The organism is Elizabethkingia occulta (assembly GCF_002023715.1).
In the GTDB taxonomy this organism is placed as follows: Bacteria; Bacteroidota; Bacteroidia; order Flavobacteriales; family Weeksellaceae; genus Elizabethkingia; species Elizabethkingia occulta.
Genome location: NZ_MAHX01000016.1, coordinates 388,084 through 412,789, shown reverse-complemented (window position 1 = coordinate 412,789; position 24,706 = coordinate 388,084). Strand labels below are relative to the sequence as shown.

The 24,706-nt window shown below is 35.8% G+C and carries 18 protein-coding genes; 15 read left to right on the top strand and 3 right to left on the bottom strand.

Annotated features, from left to right (window positions below; all coding sequences use genetic code 11):
* Positions 1-5 precede the first annotated feature (5 nt).
* From BAZ10_RS12570 to BAZ10_RS12550, 5 genes are all read left to right on the top strand, one after another.
* Positions 6-1,328, top strand: coding sequence for a UDP-glucose dehydrogenase family protein (locus BAZ10_RS12570; RefSeq protein WP_078772336.1), 1,323 nt, complete (start codon positions 6-8; stop codon positions 1,326-1,328).
* Between the two features lie 155 nt (positions 1,329-1,483).
* Positions 1,484-2,146, top strand: a complete 663-nt coding sequence (locus tag BAZ10_RS12565) for a carbonic anhydrase (protein WP_078772335.1) — start codon at positions 1,484-1,486, stop codon at positions 2,144-2,146.
* 106 nt (positions 2,147-2,252) lie between these two features.
* Complete coding sequence (locus BAZ10_RS12560; protein ID WP_078772483.1) at positions 2,253-2,489, top strand: hypothetical protein; 237 nt, start codon at positions 2,253-2,255, stop codon at positions 2,487-2,489.
* A 295-nt stretch (positions 2,490-2,784) separates the two neighbouring features.
* Positions 2,785-4,377, top strand: a complete 1,593-nt coding sequence (locus tag BAZ10_RS12555; protein ID WP_078772334.1) for a SulP family inorganic anion transporter — start codon at positions 2,785-2,787, stop codon at positions 4,375-4,377.
* Between the two features lie 91 nt (positions 4,378-4,468).
* A complete protein-coding gene (locus tag BAZ10_RS12550) occupies positions 4,469-5,698 on the top strand; it encodes a BamA/TamA family outer membrane protein (protein ID WP_078772333.1) in 1,230 nt (409 codons plus the stop codon).
* A gap of 4 nt (positions 5,699-5,702) precedes the next feature.
* Here BAZ10_RS12550 and pth read toward each other — a convergent pair whose 3' ends face one another.
* Together pth and mfd are read right to left on the bottom strand one after the other, a co-directional pair.
* Positions 5,703-6,266, bottom strand: a complete 564-nt coding sequence (gene pth, locus BAZ10_RS12545; protein ID WP_078772332.1) for an aminoacyl-tRNA hydrolase — start codon at positions 6,264-6,266, stop codon at positions 5,703-5,705.
* A 25-nt stretch (positions 6,267-6,291) separates the two neighbouring features.
* Positions 6,292-9,648: a transcription-repair coupling factor gene (gene mfd, locus BAZ10_RS12540; protein WP_078772331.1), complete on the bottom strand. Its 3,357-nt coding sequence runs from the start codon at positions 9,646-9,648 to the stop codon at positions 6,292-6,294.
* Between the two features lie 314 nt (positions 9,649-9,962).
* On the opposite strand from mfd, the gene BAZ10_RS12535 reads away from it, so the two are divergent.
* The 10 genes from BAZ10_RS12535 (at position 9,963) to BAZ10_RS12490 (ending at position 22,460) form a co-directional block, all read left to right on the top strand.
* Entirely contained in the window at positions 9,963-10,310 is a 348-nt protein-coding gene (locus BAZ10_RS12535; RefSeq protein WP_059155960.1) for a hypothetical protein, read from the top strand.
* 227 nt (positions 10,311-10,537) lie between these two features.
* On the top strand, positions 10,538-12,052 hold the full coding sequence (locus tag BAZ10_RS12530) for a GH3 auxin-responsive promoter family protein (RefSeq protein ID WP_078772330.1): 1,515 nt from the start codon (positions 10,538-10,540) through the stop codon (positions 12,050-12,052).
* Positions 12,053-12,089: 37 nt separating this feature from the next.
* The gene (locus tag BAZ10_RS12525) at positions 12,090-13,325 is read left to right on the top strand and encodes an MFS transporter (RefSeq protein ID WP_078772329.1); all 1,236 of its coding nucleotides are present in this window, start codon (positions 12,090-12,092) and stop codon (positions 13,323-13,325) included.
* Between the two features lie 214 nt (positions 13,326-13,539).
* Positions 13,540-15,117, top strand: coding sequence for a replicative DNA helicase (gene dnaB, locus BAZ10_RS12520; protein WP_078772328.1), 1,578 nt, complete (start codon positions 13,540-13,542; stop codon positions 15,115-15,117).
* Positions 15,117-15,584: a ribonuclease HI gene (gene rnhA, locus BAZ10_RS12515; RefSeq protein WP_059155964.1), complete on the top strand. Its 468-nt coding sequence runs from the start codon at positions 15,117-15,119 to the stop codon at positions 15,582-15,584. Before dnaB ends, rnhA begins: the two co-directional genes overlap by 1 nt.
* A gap of 50 nt (positions 15,585-15,634) precedes the next feature.
* Positions 15,635-17,212 (top strand): L-aspartate oxidase, encoded by a 1,578-nt coding sequence (gene nadB / locus BAZ10_RS12510; RefSeq protein ID WP_078722462.1) that lies wholly within the window; start codon positions 15,635-15,637, stop codon positions 17,210-17,212.
* Position 17,213: 1 nt separating this feature from the next.
* On the top strand, positions 17,214-18,053 hold the full coding sequence (locus BAZ10_RS12505) for a sulfurtransferase (protein ID WP_078772327.1): 840 nt from the start codon (positions 17,214-17,216) through the stop codon (positions 18,051-18,053).
* A 1-nt stretch (position 18,054) separates the two neighbouring features.
* On the top strand, positions 18,055-18,921 hold the full coding sequence (nadC, locus tag BAZ10_RS12500; RefSeq protein WP_059325615.1) for a carboxylating nicotinate-nucleotide diphosphorylase: 867 nt from the start codon (positions 18,055-18,057) through the stop codon (positions 18,919-18,921).
* A gap of 88 nt (positions 18,922-19,009) precedes the next feature.
* Positions 19,010-21,649 carry a TonB-dependent receptor gene (locus BAZ10_RS12495; protein WP_078772326.1) on the top strand — a complete coding sequence of 880 codons (2,640 nt, stop codon included), beginning with the start codon at positions 19,010-19,012 and terminating at the stop codon, positions 21,647-21,649.
* A 58-nt stretch (positions 21,650-21,707) separates the two neighbouring features.
* Positions 21,708-22,460 (top strand): nucleotidyltransferase domain-containing protein, encoded by a 753-nt coding sequence (locus BAZ10_RS12490; protein WP_078772325.1) that lies wholly within the window; start codon positions 21,708-21,710, stop codon positions 22,458-22,460.
* Between the two features lie 31 nt (positions 22,461-22,491).
* Here the strand turns inward: BAZ10_RS12490 and BAZ10_RS12485 are convergent, their stop codons facing one another.
* Positions 22,492-24,693 carry a peptidase domain-containing ABC transporter gene (locus tag BAZ10_RS12485; protein ID WP_078772324.1) on the bottom strand — a complete coding sequence of 734 codons (2,202 nt, stop codon included), beginning with the start codon at positions 24,691-24,693 and terminating at the stop codon, positions 22,492-22,494.
* Positions 24,694-24,706: the final 13 nt, after the last annotated feature.

The following is a 24,706-nucleotide window of genomic DNA, read 5'->3' as shown; positions in this document are numbered from 1 at the left end:
AAACATTGAATATTACGATAGTTGGAACAGGTTATGTAGGCCTTGTTACCGGAACATGTCTGGCAGAGCTGGGAAATTCAGTTTTCTGTGTAGATATTGACGAGAAGAAAGTAGAGGGCATGAAAAACGGAATTGTACCGATCTATGAACCTAATCTGGAAGAAACATTTTTAAGAAACATTCAGGCAGAACGTTTACACTTCACTACAGATCTTAAAGAAGCTTTAGACCAGTCTGAAATTGTTTTCCTTGCACTCCCAACTCCTCCGGGAGAAGACGGATCGGCAGATCTTTCATATGTTCTTAATGTTTCCGAAAACATCGGTAAGCTCATCACTGATTATAAAGTTATCGTAAATAAAAGTACTGTTCCGGTAGGAACTGCGGACAGAGTAAGAGAAACTATTGCAGCTTTTGCATCTGTAGAATTTGATGTGGTTTCTAATCCTGAATTTTTAAGAGAAGGTTATGCTGTAGAGGACTGCATGAATCCTTCCAGAGTTGTTATAGGCACCAGCTCCGAAAGAGCCAAAAACCTGATGGCAAATCTGTACGAACCATTTAGCAATATTGGTATTCCTATCATCTACATGGATGAAAAATCTTCAGAATTAACGAAATATGCAGCCAATTCATTCTTAGCAGTAAAAATTACATTCATGAATGAAATTGCCAATTTCTGTGAAATGGTAGGGGCTGATGTCGACAAAATAAGATTAGGAATGGGATCCGACAACAGAATTGGGCATCGTTTCTTATTTCCGGGAATAGGATATGGCGGAAGTTGCTTCCCTAAAGATGTAAAAGCGCTGATAAAAAGTGGCAGCGAGCAAGGATTTGATTTCGAAATCTTAAAATCCACCGAAGAAGTGAACCAAAAACAGAAAACAATCATGGTTCCTGCTATTGAGGAATACTTCAACGGAAACATACAAGGTAAAAGAATTGCAGTTTGGGGATTAGCTTTTAAAGCAAATACCGATGACATCCGCGAAGCTTCTTCTTTAGATAATATTGCATTATTGCTTGAAAAAGGCGCCGAAGTTGTAGCTTTCGACAGTATTGCTGAAAGCAACGTACAAAAGATACTTGGTAACAAAATTAGCTATGCAAAGGATATGTATTCCGCTCTTGAAGATGCAGATGCCTTACTAATCTGTACTGAATGGCCCGAATTTAAGAATCCTAACTTCGACTTAATAGCAAAAAAATTGAAAAACAAAGCTATATTCGACGGACGTAATATGTTCTCTACTGAGTTACCATCCAAACACGGTTTCTTCTACAAAAGTATTGGACGTAAAACTGTACAATCAGAAAATTATTAGACGATCTAAAGCAACAATGTATTGTTGCTTTTTTTATGTGAAATACTGACTGGTAGAATAAATCGTGTTAAAAAAATATTAAACCTGATAAATTATAGAATTTTTCTATCATATTTTGCATATTTTTAGCCCCGATAAATTTTAATTTTTTATTTATGTCAAATTCTTATGAACAAATTTTCGAGAACAATCGGAAATGGGTAGAGAGCAAACTCTCTCAGGATCAAGATTTCTTTACAAATCTTGCTGCAACACAAACACCGGAGTACCTTTACATTGGTTGCTCAGACAGTAGAGCTACTGCTGAAGAACTAATGGGTGCCAAACCAGGAGAAGTATTTGTTACACGTAACATTGCCAATGTTGTAAATACTTTGGACATGAGCTCTACTTCTGTTATTCAGTACGCTGTAGAACATTTGAAAGTAAAGCACATTATTGTATGCGGACATTACAACTGTGGCGGTGTTAAGGCTGCTATGACTCCTCAGGATTTAGGACTTTTAAATCCTTGGTTAAGAAACATTCGTGATGTTTACAGAATTCACCAAACAGAACTAGATTCTATTGAGGACGAGCACAAAAGATACGATCGCCTTGTTGAACTAAATGTTCAGGAGCAATGTATCAACGTTATCAAAATGGCTTGTGTACAGGAAAGATATATCACTGAAAACTTCCCTATTGTACACGGATGGGTATTCGATTTGAGAACAGGAAAATTAATTGATTTAGAAATTGATTTTGAAAATATCCTGAAAGATATCCAAAAAATATACGACCTTACCAATTCTGATTGGATGATGCGTAATAAATAATTAACATCAGTGAATTAATTTTTGCATTATTTTTGCATTATAAAGTATTCATTTTCAGAAAGTGAAATATATAAGTATTATCATATTAGGAATTTTTCTCAATTTCATGGCATTACCAAGTATTGCCAAGTTAATGGATTGGGACCTGCCTACTATGTCTCAAAATCTTTCTGAAGAAGAAGTAAAAATCAAACGAATGAGCGAAGAGCAGTTACACAGCGAGCCTTTGCAAATTCAAAAAATACATTGGGATCACAGTCTCAAGAAAGCATTTGTTCTTTATGACGATAGCAAGCGTGTGGATCCCCTTCTTATAATATTTTCCCCTCCTCCGGAGGCTTAATACATTCTTTCACAGCTTTTACACAAAGCTTTTTATCCAAATTATTTTTTCTTTTTATTGATTTATTGAGAATCGATTTTCATATCATTATTTTTCAAGCAAAAAGAACTAATTCCATGAATTCTCAAATTTTTCAATAAAAGTATACTTGTACACTGTTCAGGTATAGTCTATCAGTTATTTCAATATCCAAAGTATTGAAACAATTTCTGGTTCAACATATTCTATATATGATATGCTGGAAAATATTTTGTGTCTTTACATAAGGTGTTGGTCCATCATTAAAATTAATATTATGAAACAAAATAAAACCAATATATTCAGCGACGTTAAACCCAACTTTGCAGCGGGTCTGGTTGTTTTCCTTGTCGCTTTACCTCTTTGTTTAGGTATTGCTTTAGCCTCTGGTGCTCCTCCGTTATCTGGTATTATTGCCGGAATTATTGGTGGAATTGTTGTTGGCTTCCTCAGCACATCCAATATTAGTGTAACGGGTCCTGCAGCCGGCCTTACAGCCATTATCCTCGCTTCAGTGACTGAGTTAGGAGCATTTGACTTATTTCTTTGTGCCGGAATTATTGCCGGAGCAACTCAATTAATCCTGGGCTTCTTAAAAGCAGGAAGTATATCTAACTACATTCCTACAGCCGTTATTGAAGGAATGCTTGCCGGGATTGGGATTATTATTATTCTCACCCAGCTTCCGCATGCTTTAGGCTTCGACAAAGATTATGAAGGCAAACAAACCTTATTTGATAATGGGTTCAATCTTGTTCCTTATGTCAACGAAATCGCTTCTGCAATTCATCCGGGAGCAATATTAATATTTGCAATTTCAATAGCTATTCTGATTGTATGGGACAAAATACCAGCTCTAAAAAAAATAAAAATGCTTCCTGCAGCACTTGTTGCAGTAGTAACTGGAATTGTGATTAATCAACTTTTTACTTCTTCCGGAAGCTCTTTAGCTGTAAATACGGATCACCTTGTAAAGCTTCCTGTACCTAAATCTGCAGAAGACTTTAAAGCATTGATTACCTTTCCAAACTTTTCAGGATTTGCAATGCCTGCAGTATGGGTAACAGGAATTACAATTGCAATTGTAGCTTCTATTGAAACCCTTCTTTGTATTGAGGCTTCAGATAGAATGGATTATAAAAAAAGAATTACAGATACCAATCAGGAACTTCGCGCACAAGGAATTGGCAACCTCATCAGTTCATTCATTGGCGGATTACCTATGACATCAGTGGTTGTAAGAAGTTCTGCAAATGCCAATGCAGGTGCTACAACCAAATTATCTGCTATTATCCATGGCGTCTTATTATTAGTATGTGTATTAAGTATTCCTGCAATCCTCAATATGATTCCGTTGGCAACGCTTGCTGCTGTCCTTATTCTTGTAGGATACAAGCTGGCAAAGCCTGCAACAATAAAGCACTTCTGGGACAAAGGAAAATATCAGTTCATTCCATTTATGGCAACTATGCTTGCTGTTGTTTTCACAGACTTGCTAAAAGGTGTAGCTCTTGGTTTAGTAATCAGTATTATTTTCATCCTTCTTGGAAATATGAAGCGTGCTTACTATCTAAGTCGTGAAGAGCTGGAAGACGCTGATGCTATCACAATTGAGCTTGCCGAAGAAGTATCTTTCCTGAATAAAGCTGCAATCAAAAAGACATTGAAGAATATTCAGCCAGGATCGCAGGTAACAATTAACGGAAAGCGCACATCCTATATTGCAACAGACGTCCTTGATCTAATTCAGGAGTTCGCAAATATTACAGCAAAAGAAAACAATATAGCTGTAAATCTGGTTGGCTTCCGAACAAATTATGATAAGTCAAAAGAATCTCATGTTATAGTAAATCATAAAAGAGTTATTTAAACTTACCATATTTACGTATATTCTATAAATTTATTTTTTTTCAAAAAGAAATTTAAATTTTGTGTAATATTACCATCAAAAGTTTTTAGCAGTGATAAGAATATTTATCTTTTTTTTATTTTGTGCACCTTTTTTCGGAGGTGCACAAAATGTTTCCACTGTTAACAAATCTGATTCTGTGGTAAACTCTCGTCAGGTTGAGCAAAAAGATGTTGAAGATATAATTAGAAAAATTTTTCACAAAAAGAAAAAGAAAGATACAGCAACAGTGAAAAAATTCAACTGGGCGATTCTTCCTGCTGCCGGTTATACCCTACAGACCGGATTCGCTGGTGTAATTAGTGCTAATATTGGTTTTTATAAAAGCAAACTTGCAGACCAGAAAATCTCAACAATTAATACTAGCTATACTTATTCACAACACAAACAGAGCATCCTCCCTCTTTATATTAACATTTGGACAAAAAACAATAAGATTAATCTTATAAGTGATTTCAAATACCTGAATTACCCTTCTGAAGTTTATGGTTTAGGTGGTAAAAAAATTTCTGTAAACGCAAACTCCAACACGGGTTATACGGTTAATTTTCAATCGATAAAGCTGCATCAGTCAATAATGTTTGCTATCGGCAAAAATTTATATGCGGGCGGCGGAATTTTTTATGATCAATTTTGGAATATAAAAATATCAGATACTTTAGGAAAGCACATTACACATCTTTTAAATAGAGACTTGGGAACGGCCGAACGCGCATCTGGTATAGCATTGAAACTTCTTTATGATAACAGGTTAAACCAAATAAATCCAAAAAATGGTGAATACATTAGTATCAGCTATCGTCCCAATTTCACCTTCATAGGAAGTGATTCTAATTGGGCCACTATACAAATAGATGCCAGAAAATATATCCGATTTCCAGCTAATTCACAAAACACATTTGCTTTTTGGGGCTTTGCCTGGTTAACAGCCAGCAAGCAACCTCCACCTTATTTAATGTTACCCAGCACTGCATGGGACGACCAATATAATACAGGACGGGGATATATCCAAAGCCGATTCAGAGGAAAAAATATGTTCTACTATGAAAACGAATACCGATTCGCCATTACTCGTAATGGACTTATTGGAGGTGTAATCTTTGGCAATATGGAGGCTTTCTCAGCTGAACTTTCTTCCGAGTTCAAAAAACCACAAATAGGTTATGGAGCGGGCATACGTATTAAACTAAACAAACACAGTGATACTAACCTTTGTATAGATTATGGATTTGGTCAGGGAAACTCACGTGGCTTTTTTGTGAATTTGGGAGAAGTTTTCTAAAAATTTATTTTCCGTTAAAACCGGACATCGTATTCTGTATACCTGCAAATACAAAAGATAAAGCTGCTTGAGAAAACTTATCAATTCTTTCCTGCAGCTTTTCTTTTTCTTCTTCACTCCAGCTGCCCAGAACGTAGTCTACCTGCTGTCCTTCTTTAAAATCTGCAGAAATTCCGAAACGAAGGCGTGTATACTGACCAGTATTCAGTACAGCCTCAATATTGCGCAACCCGTTATGTCCGCCATGGCTTCCTTTCATTTTCATCCTTAGCGTTCCAAAAGGTAAAGCCAAATCATCGGTAATAACCAACAGATTTTCTAACGGAATATTTTCTTTCTGCATCCAGTAGCGTACAGCATTTCCGCTAAGATTCATATAAGTATCCGGCTTTAGGACAAAGACTTTTCTTCCTTTATATTTCCCTTCAGCCAGCCATCCAAAATTGGTCGTATTAAATGGTGCATCTATAGTTTCTGCAATTTTTTCTGCAACTTTAAACCCTATATTGTGTCTTGTTTCTTTATATTCATCGCCTTTATTACCAAGGCCTACAATTAAGTATTTCATTGTTTTTATTTAAAAAATATGAAGTTTATGCCAATATACTATTTAGCAAAGCATTCACCTCATCCACATTACTAATCTTATCTTTACGCATCATCAACTGGTTACCTTCAGGCGAATGCTTTTCTTTTAACTGTGCATGTTGCGGATTGGAACCAAGGTATTGAATAATCTTTTTAAATCTGTCACTCTGATAAAACTTATCTTGTGGATTACCTGGGAAATATCCAAGGAAGATTTCGTTTTTCATCACTATCTTATCAAAACCTATATCTGCAGCCAACCATTTCAGTTCAATACTCTTCAGTAAGTTAATCGCTTCTTTTGGCAATGCACCGAAACGGTCATTCAACTCGTATTCGAAACGACTAAGCTCTGCAGCATTCTTTACATCCGCCAGTTTCTGATATAGCAACAATCGCTCTTCTGTACTATTTACATAATCATCCGGAAGCATCAGTTCTAAATCAGTATCAATATTCACATCCTTAACAGAGTTGAAAAGCTTTTTGCGCTCTTCTTCATTTTGGAAAAGACCTTCCATATCTTCATCCTTCAGTTCTTCCAGAGCCTCCTGCATAATTTTCTGATAAGTATCGAAGCCCATTTCATTAATAAAGCCGCTCTGATCTCCACCTAATAAATCTCCGGCACCCCGAATTTCTAAATCTTTCATAGCGATATGAAAACCACTTCCCAAATCCGAAAACTGTTCAATAGCTTCCAAACGTTTACGGGAATCTGAAGAAACCAAATCCATTGGTGGTGTAATCAGGTAGCAAAATGCTTTTCTGTTACTACGCCCCACACGTCCACGCATCTGGTGGAGATCTGCCATACCGAATCGCTGTGCATCGTTGATGAAAATTGTATTGGCATTAGGTACATCCAGACCACTTTCCACAATCGTCGTAGAAACCAACACATCGTATTTACCTTCCATAAAATCCATCATATTGGCTTCCAACTGCTTACCGTCCATCTGTCCATGGCCTGTAATAACTCTGGCATCCGGAACCAATCTCTGGATAAGACCTGCAATTTCTTTAAGATTTTCTATTCTGTTATTAATAAAATAAACCTGTCCATCTCTTTGTAATTCATAGCTAATAGCATCTCTCAGAATTTCTTCGTTGAAGCCTACCAATTTGGTATCTACAGGCTGACGGTTAGGTGGCGGTGTTTTAATCACTGAAAGATCCCGCGCTGCCATTAAAGAAAATTGTAATGTTCTCGGGATAGGTGTTGCAGTAAGTGTCAGTGTATCAATATTGGTTTTCATAGTCTTCAGCTTATCCTTTATAGCTACGCCGAATTTATGTTCCTCATCAATAATCAATAACCCCAGATCTTTAAACTTTACGCTGGCACCTACCAATTGATGTGTTCCAATTACAATATCTATTTTACCAGAAACCAACCCCTCCAGCGTTTCTTTTTTTTGTTTTGCAGTTCTGAAGCGGTTAAGATAAGAAACTTCTACAGGGAAATCTTTAAGCCTTTCTTTAAAACTTCTGTAATGCTGAAATGCCAGAATCGTTGTAGGTACTAGAAGTGCCACCTGTTTTCCATCTACAGCAGCTTTAAATGCAGCACGGATAGCAACTTCAGTTTTTCCGAAACCTACATCTCCGCAGATTAATCTATCCATTACTGTATCTGCCTGCATATCGGCTTTTACATCCATTGTAGCTTTCTCCTGATCCGGAGTATCTTCATAAATAAAGGAAGCTTCCAACTCATTCTGCATATACCCATCTGGTGAGTAAGCAAAACCTTTTGCACTCTTTCTTTGCGCATAGAGCTTAATCAGGTCAAACGCAATCTGTTTAACCCTTGCTTTGGTTTTTTGCTTCAGGGACTTCCATGCCGAAGATCCTAGCTTACTCAGTACAATATCTTTTCCGTCAGGTCCGTTATATTTTGATATTTTATGAAGCGCATGGATACTTACATATAACAAGTCGCCATTCTTATAAGATAACTTAAAACACTCCTGAACTTTCCCGTTATTATTAACCTTTACCAACCCCATAAATTTTCCTATCCCATGATCAATATGGGTAATGTAGTCTCCAACTTTCAGAGACATCAGATCCTTTAAGGTAAGTTGCTCGCTTTTGGCAAAAGCATTTTTCGCTTTATAGCGTTGGTATCTGTCAAATATCTGATGATCGGTATAAACTGATATTTTATTTTCATTATCTACAAATCCTTCATGCAATTCGGAAGCAAAACTCTTAAACGGAATATTCTTTTCCAGTTCCTCGAAGATATTCTCAAGACGATCCTTTTGTTTTTCGGATGAGAATGAAATCCATGCATCATAACCTTTTTCTAGTTTATCTTCCAGATCCTGAATCAGCCATTCAAAGTTTTTATTAAAAACAGGTTGCTGAGTGAGTTTTAGTTGAATTTCTGAGCGTGAAGATTTTAATACTTCTGAAGTAAAGTCTGCCCATACAAAATGGTTTATTTCATTTAGAAACTCTTCTTCTGATACGAAAATAGCTTTAGGTTCGCTGTATTTAATATCCTGATGCAGGGTTTTATATACTTCCTGTGCTTTTTCATAAAACTCGCGAATATGCTTTACTCCCAAAAATGCATTTCGGGTAAACATAACAGTTTCCTTAGGCAGGATTCCTAGTAAAGATGTTTTGGAAGTATCTCCTGAGATATCCTGAATAGCAGATACCAACTGGAATTCTTCTACTTTTTCCTGTGTCAGCTGACTTTCTATATCGAAAGTACGAATACTGTCTACTTCGTTTCCAAAGAAACTTATACGAAAAGGAAACTCATACGCATAAGAAAACACATCTATAATACCTCCTCGTACAGAAAATTCACCAGGCTCTGATACAAAATCTGTCCTGTTGAATTTATAGTGATTCAGTAATTCATCTATAAAATCAAAATCCAATTGTTCACCCACTTTTATAGTATGAGAGAACTTTCCAAATTCTTCTTTCTTAATTACCTTTTCCGAAAGTGCCGCTGCATAAGCTACAATTACTTTAGGTTTTTTAGACGAATTCAACTGATTGATAACCTCTGTCCTCAATACTCTATTGGCGTTCTGAGTTTTTTCTATCTGATAAGGTTCCAGAAAAGTTGCCGGAAAATACAATACATGCTCTTTCCCACAAAGTTCTTCCAGTTCTGCAGTCGTGTATAGAGCATCCTCCTTATCATCCAGAATTACCAACACAGGCTGATGAAAAGACACAAAGTATTCTGCAGCAAGCAAACTCAGAGAAGAGCCTGCAGCACCTTTTATACTAATCTTTTGCTTTTCACGTAGTGTATCGAATATTTCTTTACCCCATTGTTTCTTTAACAAATCGGGTAACAGTGTATTTTTTATAGAAGCTAATTGCACCTGGTATCAAATTTCATTTAAACGACGAAAAACGGATTCAGTACTTCCTGAAACCGTTATCGAACTGCAAATTTACAAATAATATAGTTATTCTGTAACAGATAATTGAAAATGAGGCTATAAGCCAATATCCACAGTTACATAACAAGAAAACCTACTATTTGTGGTTTATTCCGTTTAAGCCCGTTTTAAACTGTGATAAAGTTTTGTTAAATTAATTGTTACCGAAATTTTTAGCACACATCTTGATAGTTTTTTAGTGTAACTTCACAGAAGTAAAAATTTAAATTACACATACAAAAAACCATTAAAAAATGAAAAATCTATTATCAGCATTATCTCTGGCTTTAGGACTAGGATTTGCAACTGCTCAGACAACTACACCACGTCAGACTACACCTGTTACACCGGTAAAAAAAGAAGTTAAATCTTCGGTGAAAGAAGTTAAGTCAACTGCAAAAGATGGCAAGACAACAGCGGTAAAAGAAGTAAAAACAACTTCTAAAGATGCTAAAGGAGCAGTGAAGGAGGTAAAATCTACAACAACTACACAAGGTGTAAAACTAAAAAAAGACGGAACTCCTGACAAAAGATATAAATCTTCACAGCATCTTAAAAAAGACGGAACTCCTGATATGAGATATAAAGAAAACAAAAAGTAATAATAATCAATCCAAATTCTCTATAACGCAGCTTAGCATTAAAATGCTAAGCTGCGTTTTTTTGTTAATCTATAAAACTTCAATCCTATTCGGTCTTATGTATCCTCATATCATTACTAAACAGAATTCAAAATAAACTTTTGCTTTTCCGATAGAAAATATCTTCTGATCATTCTCACTTTTACAACATTGGTTTCAAGTGGAATTACGTAATTTTGCCCACGATTATGTTGAACATCTTAAAGAAAGCTATTGCCAAAATCTGGGCAAAGCGATATGTAAAATCATCGGAAAAGTTCACCCGAAATGCAGTTTCTGATCAGGAAAACTTATTAAAAGACCTGATTACAAATGCTGAAAACACAAAATTCGGAAAAGAGCATTATTTCGGAAGCATCTGCAATATTCAGGATTTTCAGAAAAAAGTTCCTTTAGCTGATTATGAAGATCTGAAAAATTATATTGAAGAAATAAAAGAAGGGAAAAAGGATATCTTGTGGCCAGGACAGCCAGAATATTTTGCAAAAACATCCGGAACAACATCCGGAAGCAAATATATCCCAATTTCTAAAGAAGGAATGCCTTATCAGGTTGACGCTGCAAGAAGTGCACTATTTTTCTATATTGCCCAGAAGGACAATGCTGATTTTGTAAATGGAAAAATGATTTTCTTACAGGGATCCCCTGAGCTCACAGATCTGCATGGAATAAAAACAGGCCGCCTTTCCGGAATTGTAGCTCATCACATTCCAAATTATCTGCAAAAGAACAGACTACCAAGCTGGGAAACCAATACAATAGAAGATTGGGAAACCAAAGTTGACAAAATAATCGCCGAAACGGAAAAAGAGAATATGACACTTATTTCCGGTATACCACCTTGGTTAATTATGTATTTTGAAAAACTTACAGAAAAATCTGGCAAAAAAATTAAACAAATATTCCCAAACCTTCAGCTTATTGTTACCGGCGGGGTCAATTATGAGCCTTATCGGGAAAAGATGAACAGTCTTTTGGGTGGCACTGTAGATATTGTCCAGACTTTCCCCGCATCAGAGGGATTCTTTGCATACCAGAATAATTATAAAGAAGATGGACTTCTTTTATTAACCAATCATGGTATATTCTACGAGTTCGTTCCTCAGGAAGATCTTGGAAAGAAAAATCCAAGAAGATTAACCCTTGGTGAAATAGAGCTTCATAAAGATTATGCTCTCGTCATTACAACTAATTCCGGGCTTTGGGCATATATGATTGGTGATATGATAAGATTTATCTCTAAAGATCCGTATAAAATTCTGGTAAGTGGAAGAACCAAACATTTCACTTCAGCATTTGGTGAACATGTTATTGCCTATGAAGTAGAGGAAGCTATGAAAAAAGCTATTCTGGAGTATCCGGCACAAGTTTCCGAGTTTCATTTGGCACCACAGGTAAACCCGGAAAACGGTCTCCCTTATCATGAATGGTTTATAGAATTTGAAAAAGAGCCTGAAAATATGGAAGCATTCCGACAGAGTCTGGATTTAGCACTAAGAAATAAAAACACTTATTACAACGATCTAATTACAGGTAATATTCTGCAGACACTTATTATATCGCGACTGAAAAAAGATAGTTTCCTTGAATATGCAAAATCACAAGGTAAGCTAGGGGGACAGAATAAGATTCCACGTTTAGCAAATAACCGTGATATTGCGGACTTCTTTCATCGGCCAGATTTAAATCTCATCATAAAATAATTATCAAAACTAATTTCCTCTATATTTTCTCTATATTATGATATCACTGGCTCCTCTCCAGACACTAAGAAATACTGAATACAGAAATCTTCTTATTGGACGGTTCTTTCTGATTATTGCTTTCCGAATGCTTGCAACCTTACTTGGCTGGTGGGTATATCACCTAACCAAAGATCCTTTCTCTATTGGACTTATTGGTTTATCCGAAGTAATCCCCGCAGTTGGTTGCGCTTTATACGCCGGGCACATTATAGATATGAGTGAAAAGAAAAAATTATTACTAATCTGTAACTATGCTTATTTTTTCCTTCTATGTTGTTTATTAATACCTGCATTCTGGGGACATAAACTTAGCTTTAGCAACCATCAGATTACTTATTATATCTATGGTATTATTTTTCTTTCCGGAATCTGCAGAGCATTTTTATCGCCCTTGGTTCCTGCTCTAATTCCTAATATTGTTAAAAGAGAAGAACTACCTAATGCCATTACACTTAATCAGGCAACATTTCTTACAGCATCAGTATCTGGACACGCATTCGGAGGATTTTTAATTGCATGGCTTGGTATTAGTGGTACTCTTATCGTTATATTATGTTTTTTATTCATCGGATCATTATTTTTCTGGACACTTAACAAGCATAGATCTGAATATGAAGGGCAAGAGGTAAACGTATGGGAAAGTATGCGCGAAGGTGTAGCTTATATCTATAAAACGAAAGAAATTCTTGGCGCTCTTACACTCGATCTTTTTGCAGTTTTATTTGGAGGTGCCGTAGCAATGATCCCGGTTTATGCTACAGACATTCTAAAAGTAGGATCCGAAGGATTTGGACTACTAAATGCAGCATCAGATATAGGTTCTATGTGTATTATTATTACACTGTCATTTATTCAGCTTAAAAAGAATCAGGGAAAAATCCTTATTGCCGCTGTAAGTGGATTTGGGCTTTGTATCATAGGCTTCGGATTGTCTCATTTATATTGGTTATCTTTTGGGTTCCTTGTTCTAAGTGGTATGCTGGATGGCATTAGCGTTGTTATTCGTGGTACCATTGTCCAGTTGAAAACGCCTGATAAAATCCGCGGCCGTGTATTGAGTGTCAATACTATATTTATAACTTCCAGCAATGAACTTGGCCAGTTTGAAAGTGGTCTTGCCGCAAAAATGATGGGCGTAATCCGTTCTGTTGTCTTTGGCGGAAGTATGACTCTTTTGGTTGCTTTAATGGTAGGAACATTTGCACCAAAACTCCGTAAAATGGAATATTAATATCAATCTCACATCATCGAATATTAATTAAAAAAACTTAAAAATTATATTATACAGTTAGGACAATATAAATATCATGTTCAGCATTTTAATACATAAATATTTATATTTCTTAACATGATTTTTTCCTAATTTAGAGAAGAAATCGTTACTTAAAATTTATTTGTGAATAAAGCAATTGTGCTTTTAGTTTTTTAAAATTTATCTTTGCCTCATGGCTCAAAAGGAAACATTATCATCATTAACGCAAGGGAATTTTGCCAAGGAATTATCTATTTCACAAGGTAAAATGCCTCCTAATGCAGTAGAATTTGAAAAGCTGGTTATCGGAACTTTTCTCATAGACAAGAAGGCTTTAGACTTTTCTATTGACCTTCTCACCGAGAAGGTTTTTTATGATCCCCGCCATCAGGAGATCTATGCTGCCATTCTAAAATTATACCAGGACAACCATCCTGTAGATATGATGACCGTCATTCAGGAACTGAAACGAGAAGACAGATTAAATCTGGCGGGCGGAGACTCTTATATTATTGAGCTTACCCTTGGAGTATCTTCTTCTGCACATATAGAATACCATGTAAGAATTGTTCTGGAAAAATTCATTCTGAGGTCCCTTATCAATGTATCCGGAAATGTAATAGACCAATCTTATAAAGAATCTACCGATGTATTCGAACTTTTGGATGAAGCTGAAAAAAGCTTTTTCGAAATTACGAATGGTACCATTAAAAAGGGCTTTGATACTGCAAATTCCTTAGTAAAGGAAGCCTTGGACAAAGTAAAATCGCTAAGAGGGAAACAGGGACTTTCCGGTGTACCTTCAGGTTTCAAAGCTGTAGATAAAGAAACCGGAGGCTGGCAGCCTTCTGATCTTATTATTATTGCTGCACGTCCGGCAATGGGAAAAACGGCTTTCATCCTTTCTATGGCCAGAAATATTGCTGTAGATCAAAATATACCCCTTGCTTTATTCTCTCTGGAGATGGCATCAGTACAATTAATTATGAGGATGATATCCTCCGAAACCGGAATTTCTTCTGAGAAGCTTAGAAAAGGAACACTAACAGATGAGGAATGGGAAAGACTTTTCAGTAACGTTTCCAATCTGGAGAAAGCACCTTTATATATTGACGAGACTCCGGCTCTTTCAATATTTGACTTCAGGGCAAAATGCCGAAGATTAGTGATGCAGCATGGTGTAAGGATTATTATGGTCGACTACCTTCAGCTGATGACAGCCCAAAGCGGAAAAGGCGGTGGAAACCGTGAACAGGAAATTTCAACTATTTCCCGTTCCCTTAAAGCCATTGCAAAAGAATTGAATGTTCCGGTAATTGCTCTTTCGCAGTTATCGCGTTCCGTAGAAAACAGACCGGGTAAAAGGCCACAATTATCTGACCTTAGGGAATCCGGAGCAATTGAGCAGGATGCTGATATTGTATCCTTTATCTACCGTCCGGAATACTATAAAATTGAATATTGGGAGGATGAAACTCCTTCTGCAAATCAGGCCGAATTAATTATTGCGAAGCACAGGAATGGTTCTACTGAAGATGTCCGTTTAGCATTCCATGGTTCTATGGCAAGGTTCGGAGATTTAGGTGAAGATACCTTCGGTGGCGGTATGGGAAGCCCTTCACAAGCCAACAATGACAATTTCTACGATAAGATAAAAACGACAATGGATCCAGGTTCGGCATTTGGAATGCCTCCTACTCCTCCTAGTAGTAATAAAGTTTCTGGTTCGGCAATGAACGATGATGATGAAGATGAAATGATGCCTTTCTAATGAAAATAGACATCTATACAGACGGAGCATGCAGCGGTAATCCCGGAAAGGGCGGATACGGAATCGTAATGAAGGTTGTTGAAAAGAAATATGAAAAACAATTTTCTGAAGGTTTTCGTCTTACAACCAACAACCGTATGGAGCTTTTAGCTGTTATCGTTGCATTGGAAAAACTCAATACTCCACAAAGTAATGTTCACATTTACACCGATTCAAAATATGTTTCGGATGCTATCAATCAGAACTGGATATTCGGATGGATTAAGAAAGATTTCAAAAAAGTAAAGAATGATGATCTTTGGCGCAGATTCATCCCTTTAATGAGGATGCACAAGCTCCAATTCCACTGGATAAAAGGACATGCCGGACATCCGGAGAATGAACGTTGTGATCAGTTAGCTGTAAAAGCTGCTCAATCTCAGCAATTATCTGTTGATGTTGTCTTTGAACAGCTACAAAATTCGTAAGTTTATACTTTATTAACGAGAAGGAATATAGACTTCAAATTTTATAAGCTATGATTAAAGCGGATGTTTTAGTTATTGGTTCCGGAATATCAGGTCTGTCTTATGCTATTAAGATTGCAGAGACCCTGCCGGATGCACAAATTACTATTGTCACCAAGTCGGATGAAGATGAAAGCAATACCAAATATGCACAGGGCGGGCTAGCCGTTGTCACTGATTTTTCAAAAGATAATTTCGAAAAGCACATAGAAGACACCATGCGTGCCGGAGACGGAGAAAATAAACGCAATGTGGTAGAAATGGTAGTAAAAGAAGGTCCACACCGCTTCAAAGAACTTGTAGAATGGGGAACTCGTTTTGATAAAGAAAAAGACGGTGACTTCAAACTGGGAAGAGAAGGCGGACATACCGAAAACAGGATTGTTCACCACAAAGACATTACTGGTTTCGAAATTGAACGTGCTCTCCTGGAGACAGTTAATAAACTTCCAAATATCGAAGTTCTGGATCACCATTATGTGATTGACTTGCTTACCCAGCACCATGTTCCCGGCAAGGAACTGAATCATGATAACATCCATTGTTACGGTGCTTATATTCTGGATCAGAAAAATAAAAAAATAAAGAAAATTACAGCCAAGATCACCCTTGTTGCAACGGGTGGTGCGGGGCATGTTTATAAAAATACCACAAATCCTATTATTGCAACCGGAGACGGAATTGCCTTTGTTCACAGAGCACGCGGCAAGGTTTCCAATATGCAGTATTACCAGTTCCACCCTACTGCTATGTTCTCAAAAAGAAGTGGTATGCTGTTTCTGATCTCGGAAGCTGTACGTGGTGATGGCGCAAAGCTGAGGACTAAAGATGGTCAGCCCTTTATGCAAAAATATGACGAACGTGAAGAATTAGCTTCCCGTGACATTGTAGCCAGAGCTATAGATAATGAAATGAAAATTTCCGGAGATGACTACGTTGGTTTGGATTGTCGCCATATGGATCAGGAAAAATTCAAAGAACACTTCCCGAATATTTATAAAAAATGTCTTGAAGAAGGTATAGATCCTTTCGAGCAACTTATTCCCGTTGTACCTGCCTGTCATTATTTAATGGGCGGAATTGATGTGGACATAGATGGACAGTCTTCTATTAAGAATCTTTTTGCTGTAGGCGAATGTACCAATTCAGGATTACACGGAGCCAATCGATTAGCATCCAACTCTTTACTGGAAGGTTTAGTATTTGGACATGAAGCTGCTGTAAAAACAGTAGAGTTGCTAAAACAGAATGAATTTAATTTCAATGATCTAAAGGCTATTCCTGAATGGAACCAGGAAGGGATGAAGCTAATGGATGAAATGGTAATGGTCTCTTATTTCAGAAAACAGTTACAGGAAATGATGAGTGATCTTGTAGGAATCGTGAGAAGCAATTCCCGCTTAAAAATAGCACAGCAAAAACAGAGAGAGATTTATGAAGCTGTTACAGCTCTTTATAACAACTCTATTCTTTCGCCGCAGCTATCGGAACTTAGGAATCTTGTAAATGTTTCTTATCTTATCATCAAACATTCTATGGAGATGAAAGAAAATAAAGGTGCCTTTTTTAATAAAGATTTAGTAAAGTAAAATGAATCCTATTATTAATTCCAATGAGTTAGTGAATATTCTGCGTCAACCAGAAATCATCATTATCCATGCTGGAAATAATGCAAGGAATATATACGATAACGGACACATAACTAATGCCTGTTACCTGGAACTAAACACTGATATGTCCGATGTTCCTCAGGATTATAAAAATGGAGGTCGCCATCCACTGCCAAAAATAGAAAACTTTATAAAAGTACTGCAACAAACTGGTATAGAAAAAGACTCTCATGTTATTATTTATGATGATAAAAACGCATCGAACGCTGCAGCCCGATTATGGTGGATGCTTCGTTCTGCGGGACTAAAAAATGTACAGGTATTGAACGGAGGCTTGCAAGCAGCTATCAGTAATGCTATTCCTATAACAACAGAAGCTTCCCCGGAAAGAACACCTGGAAATTATACTTTTACAGAATGGCAACTTCCCATTGCAGATATTCAGGAAGCTGAAACATTCACCCAACAGGATAAAACTCTAATTATCGATGTTAGAGAAACGCCTCGCTACAATGGAGAAACAGAACCTATAGATACCGTTGCAGGGCATATTCCAACAGCAAAGAACTACCCTTTTGCCAACAATCTTAATTCAGACGGAACTTATAAAGATCCTGAAGAGTTAAAACAATATTTCACAAAAATATTCGAAGGTTATGAACCTGAAAATATTATAGTACATTGCGGTTCTGGTGTTACAGCTTGCCACACGTTATTGGCAATAGACTATGCCGGACTCAATGTCCCAAAACTTTATGTAGGTTCCTGGAGCGAATGGTCCAGAAACGATAAACCAATTGAAACAACAAGAACAGTATAAAATGAACCGTCCAAGTTATATTACAGAAAAAGCACTAAATACTTTTATTAAAAATGCTCTGGCAGAAGATCTTCAGAAAGGAGATCATTCTACATTGGCAACTATTCCTGCCACATTGCAACAGTCTGCAAAATTATTGGTAAAAGAAGACTGTATTCTTGCAGGTGTAGAACTGGCAGAATACATTTTTAAATATTATGATAAAGATCTTACTGTTGATGTTAAGATCAAAGATGGTGAACAAGCCAAAGTTGGTGATGTAGCATTTATTGTAACCGGTTCTGCTCAGTCTATATTATCTACAGAAAGATTTGTATTAAACTGTATGCAGCGAATGAGTGGTATTGCAACTCTTACCCATGATTGGGATTCCCGATTGGTAGGAACAAAAACTAAACTTCTGGATACCCGTAAAACTACACCTAATTTCCGTCTGTGCGAAAAATGGGCAGTAGCCATTGGCGGCGGAACCAACCATAGATTTGGATTATATGATATGATTATGCTGAAAGATAATCACATTGATTATAATGGCAGTATTTCCAATGCTGTGAAAATGGCCAGAGAATATGTAGAAAAAAATAAGCTCAATCTGAAAATTGAAGTTGAAACCAGAAACTTAAAAGAGGTTCAGGAAGCTATCAATACTCCAGGAATAGACCGTATTATGCTGGACAATATGGACAACGAAACCATGGCAGAAGCAGTAATTCTTATTAACAAAATTTGTGAAACCGAGGCTTCTGGCAACGTTACAAGAGAAAGACTTAAGGATATTGCAAAAACCGGCGTAGACTATATCTCAGTAGGTGCATTAACCCATTCCGCTAAAAATATTGACCTGAGTCTCAAAGCATTGAAAATTTAACATTTTGTTAAACTACGTTAAAAAAAAAAAGTGCATTTTTGCAATCTGAAACTATCTACTTATATAAAAAGTAAAGTAAATCAATAATATGAAGATCAATTTTAGAAAGCCAATACTTGCAGCTGTATTATCTACAGCCAGCGTGTATTATGCACAGCAAACAAAAGACACCTTAGACAGTTCGAAGAACATTCAGGAAGTTGTTTTAAGAGGCGTGACTGATGTCGCTAAAGACAGAAAAACTCCTGTAGCTGTTTCTACTGTAAAAGCTGCACAAATTGTGGAGCGATTAGGGAATCAGGAATTCCCAGAAATCCTTAAGACAACCCCATCTGTATACGCTACAAGAGGTGGTGGAGGTTTAGGTGATGGACGCTTAAATATTAGAGGTTTTGACACCAAAAATACAGCTGTAATGGTTAATGGTATGCCTGTTAATGACATGGAAGGTGGTACCGTTTACTGGTCTAACTGGCAAGGGCTTTCTGATGTAACTTCTTTTATGCAGATACAAAGAGGTCTTGGTTCTTCAAAACTAGCAATTGCTTCTGTAGGAGGGACCGTTAATATCCTTACTAAATCTTCAGATATGAAAGAAGGAGGTAACGTTTCTGTTGGGCTAGGTAATAATGGTTATATGAAAACAATGTTTTCATATAACACTGGTAGATCTGCAAAAGGCTGGTCCTCTTCTTTCTTAATGGGAAGAACATATACCAATGGTTATATTGACGGGGGAAAAGGTGAAGCTTATAACTATTATTTTGCTTTAGGTTATAAACCTAATCAGAAACACGATTTCCAGTTTACATTTACAGGTGCACCACAATGGCATAATCAGAATTTCTATTCTTCAATTGCTACTTTGCAAAAATATGGAAAGGATGGAAATCCTAACAGGAGATATAATCCAAACTGGGGATACCTAAATGGTCAAGAATTTTCAACTAATACAAACTGGTATACCAAGCCTGTCGCTATGTTGAACTGGGATTGGACCATGAACTCAAAATCCAAACTATCTACAGTATTATATGGTTCTTGGGGTAGAGGTGGTGGTACCGCTACATTGGGAAATATAAATGGTAATAATACCAATTATTCTGACAAATCACCTTTAAGAGATGCTGACGGAATTCTTAGATGGGATGATATTGTAAGATGGAATCAAGGTGGTCGTGTTGCCGATTTTGGGGCAAATAAAACAGCAACAAATGGAGAAATAGGTCTTAATACTTCAAATATTGGTATCACTAAAAGAGCTAGTGTAAACTCGCACAACTGGTATGGATTCCGAACTGACTTCCAACATAAAATTAATGATAACTGGAATTTCTCTGTAGGTTTAGACGGTAGATATTACTATGGGTATCATCCAGGATATGTAACTGATTTCTTAGGCGCTTCTGGCTATCTCGAAAAAGGAGATCTAAATTATCCAAATGGTTATATAGTAAGAGATTCTTTTAAACCTGTCCCTTCTGCCAATCCATTTGCCAAAGCGACTAAAGACAATACACAATATGTTTACAGAAACTATAATGGCGAGGTTCTTTGGGGTGGATTCTTTGGACAATTAGAATATTCTAGTGAGAAATTCTCGGCTTTTGTTCAAGCTTCAGCTTCTGAACAAGGATTCCAAAGAATTGACAATTGGGTTGTAGATGGTGTAACGGTTAAGAATAAGCAAATACAAAACACTAAAACAGGTTTTAAATATATCTTTGGATATAATGCAAAAGGTGGTGTAAACTATAACGTGGATGAAAACCACAACATTTTTGCAAATATTGGCTACTACTCTAAACAACCAAATAATTATGGTGTTTATCCTAGTAATAACCAAAATATTAACCCAAATTTAACTAATGAAAAAATCTTTAGTGGAGAGTTAGGTTATGGTTATAGAAGTAGTAAACTTAACATGAATGTAAATCTTTATTATACATCATGGAAAGATAGATTCCAAAGATTTACTAATCTTCCAAATCTTACAGACATAAATGGAAATAAGGTACAACAACCATATGCCAACATGGATGGAATTCAAGAAATTCATATGGGAGTTGAATTTGAAGGGACATATAAGATCAATGAATACATAAGTATTAACGGTATGTTCTCAATTGGAGATTGGTATTATAAAGGAAATGCATCCGGAGAAATTTTTGATATTAATGATCAGCCTGTACAGTTAGCAGCGGGTCAAGAAAGCAGAAGAACCTTTGCTCTTGATAAAGTCAAAGTATCTGATGCTGCACAGACAACAGCTTCATTAGGAGTAACACTTCGCCCTGTAAAAGCACTTTCTGTATATGGAACATGGACTTACGCTGACAGATATTATGGAGGCGTTAGCTTTAATCAGGATTATTTAGTTGGTCCAAATGGAGAAGTAACAGAAGCTGCGAAAAAAGGAGCATTGAAATACCCTAGCTTTAGCTTATTTGATGTAGGTACGTCATATAATTTAAAACTAAATGAAAAACAAAGCTTTGTATTTGGAGTAAATGTATATAATATTTTTAACAAATATTATATTTCAGATGCAAGAACATCTACCTTCGCTAAGCAATTATCTGATTTCAAAGATATTCAAGGTGGACAATCTGCTCAACAACAATTTGATGCATACCAAAAAACGCTTTACAGGGGTATAGACCCATCCAACCAAGTGTATTTTGGAGCTGGAACGACATGGTCAGCATCTATTGCATTTAAATTCTAATATTAAAAAAATATTAATAAATAAACCCCGCTATTAGCGGGGTTTATTTATTATATTTATGAAAAAAAGAATGGAGAACTCTCTAAAGGAATTTGTTGATTATTGGAAATCTAAAGATTATGTTCTTGGGATATTATTAACAGGTAGTCATGCTTTGGGGCTACAAAATGAGAATTCTGATATTGACATCAGAATTATATTCAATAATACCCAGCAAGGCACATTAAAGGGTATAAAAGGCAAAATTTCATACTTTGCAGAGAGTATTGAATTTGTAAAAAAGAGAATGCAGCAGGATTTTATACGCAACATGAAATTTGAGGCAAGGCTTTTTAGTATTGGAAAGGTTTTATATAAAAAAGACAATACAATTGATGAGTTAATTATAATTGCTCAGAAATTTATGACTGCTCCATTTAGGAATATTCAATACAACAGAGATGTCATTATATTAAGATTATATTCATTATCCGTTAATTATAAATATCTGGCACAAAATGAATCTTCAAAGCTTTACGTCTATAATTATATGACTTTCATGAAGCTAGCATTACATATTTATTCATGGTTTTTAGGCTATGAATCTTTCATTGATATAAAAACTGATTTAATTTTAAATAATGCTCAATATAGAGAGGTTAACTTATGGCAAGATTACCCAGATAGAACTTTTATTGAGCTTTGGACAAACTGTATGGAAGCTGAATATAATAATGAAAAGGTAGAAAATATTTACAACTATTTACAATCAAAAATGATTGAAATTGAAGGAAAAGATTTTGAAGTAATACGAGAAGAAAATTTCTTTTAGTTTATTTCAAAATTCTGAACAAATTACACAGTTAATTCCCTAAGTCTAGCTGATTTTTAACAAGCTGATAATAAGCACCTTTTACACTTACCAATTCAGTATGAGTTCCTTCTTCTACAACTTTTCCTTTATCTAAAACAATAATTTTATCAGCATGCTTAACAGTAGACAATCGGTGTGCAACAATGACTGCTGTACGACCTTTAAAAAAATGTTCAAGATTTTCAATTATAGTTCTTTCATTATTGGCATCCAGTGCACTCGTAGCTTCATCGAAAAAAATGTATTCCGGGGACTTATATACAGCTCGGGCAATAAATAATCGTTGTCTTTGCCCACCACTAATTCCAATACCTTCATTACCTATTTTAGTATTATAAGTTAGTGGAAGAGTTTCAATAAATTCTTTAATATTAGCTATATGTACAGCATTTTTTAACCTGGTCTTATCTATATCATCATCTCCTACAGCTATATTATCAGCAATAGTATCATTAAAAACATATCCGTCCTGCATAACAACCCCTACATGGTCACGCCACATTTTAGGAGATATATTTTTAAAATTTTGATTACCTAGTTTTATATCCCCTTCGAACGGTTCATAAAACTTCAATAATAATTTGACTAATGTAGTTTTACCACTACCACTAATCCCAACAATTGCTGTAGTTTTTTGATAAGGGATTACAAGATTTAGATTTTCAAAAATGTTTTGATTAGATCCTGTATATCTAAAACTTAGATTATTTATATATATATCACCAGTTGAAATTTCTGGTGCATATTGCTCTTTTTCATTTTCCTCCTCTTCTTTTTCGTGAATTTCATTAAGTCTTTCTAAAGAAATGCTAGCATCTTGCAACTGTTTAATAAATCCTATAACCTGTGTTATAGGCCCATTTAACTGTCCTATTATGTATTGTATAGACATCATCATTCCCAGTGTAATGTTTCCATCAATAACCAATTTTGCAGAAAGAAAACTTATAACCATATCTTTGATTTGATTAATAAATCCACCTCCTATAGATTGCCACTGATCCAATGCTAGGCTTTCTATTCTTATCCTGAAAATTTTAACCTGTAATGACTCCCATCCCCATCTTTTCTTCTTCTCAGCATTCTGCATCTTTATTTCCTGCATACCATTGATTAACTCAATAACTTTACTTTGGGTCTGAGACACTTGGGAAAAATTTTTATAGTCCAAATCTTTTCGTCTTTTAAGGAAAAAAAGAATCCAAATTGTATATAGTGAAGCTCCAACAATAAATACTAGGAAAAGTCTATAATCATAGAACAAAAGGATAATACTGTATACCAAAAAATTAACTATAGAAAATAGTGTACTAAGTGTAGAGGTTGTCAGCAATTGTTCTATTCTGGAATGATCGCCTATTCTTTGTAAAATATCCCCTGTCATTCTTGTATCAAAAAAGCTAATGGGCAATTTCATTAATTTGATAAAAAAATCAGAGATCAAAGAAATATTAATTCGTGTACTTAAATGCAATAGTATCCAGCTTCTGACTATTTCAATCCCCATCCTTCCCAGATATAACATAAATTGGGCAATAAGAACTAAATAAATAAAATTAATGTCCTTATTCTGGATACCTATATCCACTACACTTTGTGTGAGAAAAGGGAGAATTAGTGAAAGTAAACTTCCTGCAAGAAGACCTATCGCCAATTGAATAATTAGCGATTTATATTTTATAGCATAGCGGCTTAAGAATTTTAAGTTTAACTTCTTTCCCTCACCTTCCCATTCTGAATTATAAAAAGCAGGTGTTGTTTCTACGACCAATGCAACTCCTTCTTTTGAAGTATCGTCAGCATTGTTACCTATCCAGTGTTTTATAAATTCATCCTTCCTGTAAGAAATAAGACCATATGCCGGATCAGAAATGTAAACTATATAATCCTTAGATTTTTTCTTTATATCATATACAACTACGAAATGTTTTTTATCCCAATGTACAATACATGGCAGGGGTATCCCTTTTGTAAGGATATCAAAATTTATCTTTACACCATTAGTTTTAAATCCTATTCTTTCTGCAGCATTACTTAGATTCAATAAACTACTTCCTATTCTGGTCGTTTCAGAAAGCGTCCTGATATATTGCAGACTTACTAACTTACCATAATACTTACTAATTATACGCAGACAGGTTGGCCCACAATCCTTGGCATCGGGTTGGCGATAAAAGGGAAATTTTCTCACAATTACTTAAATA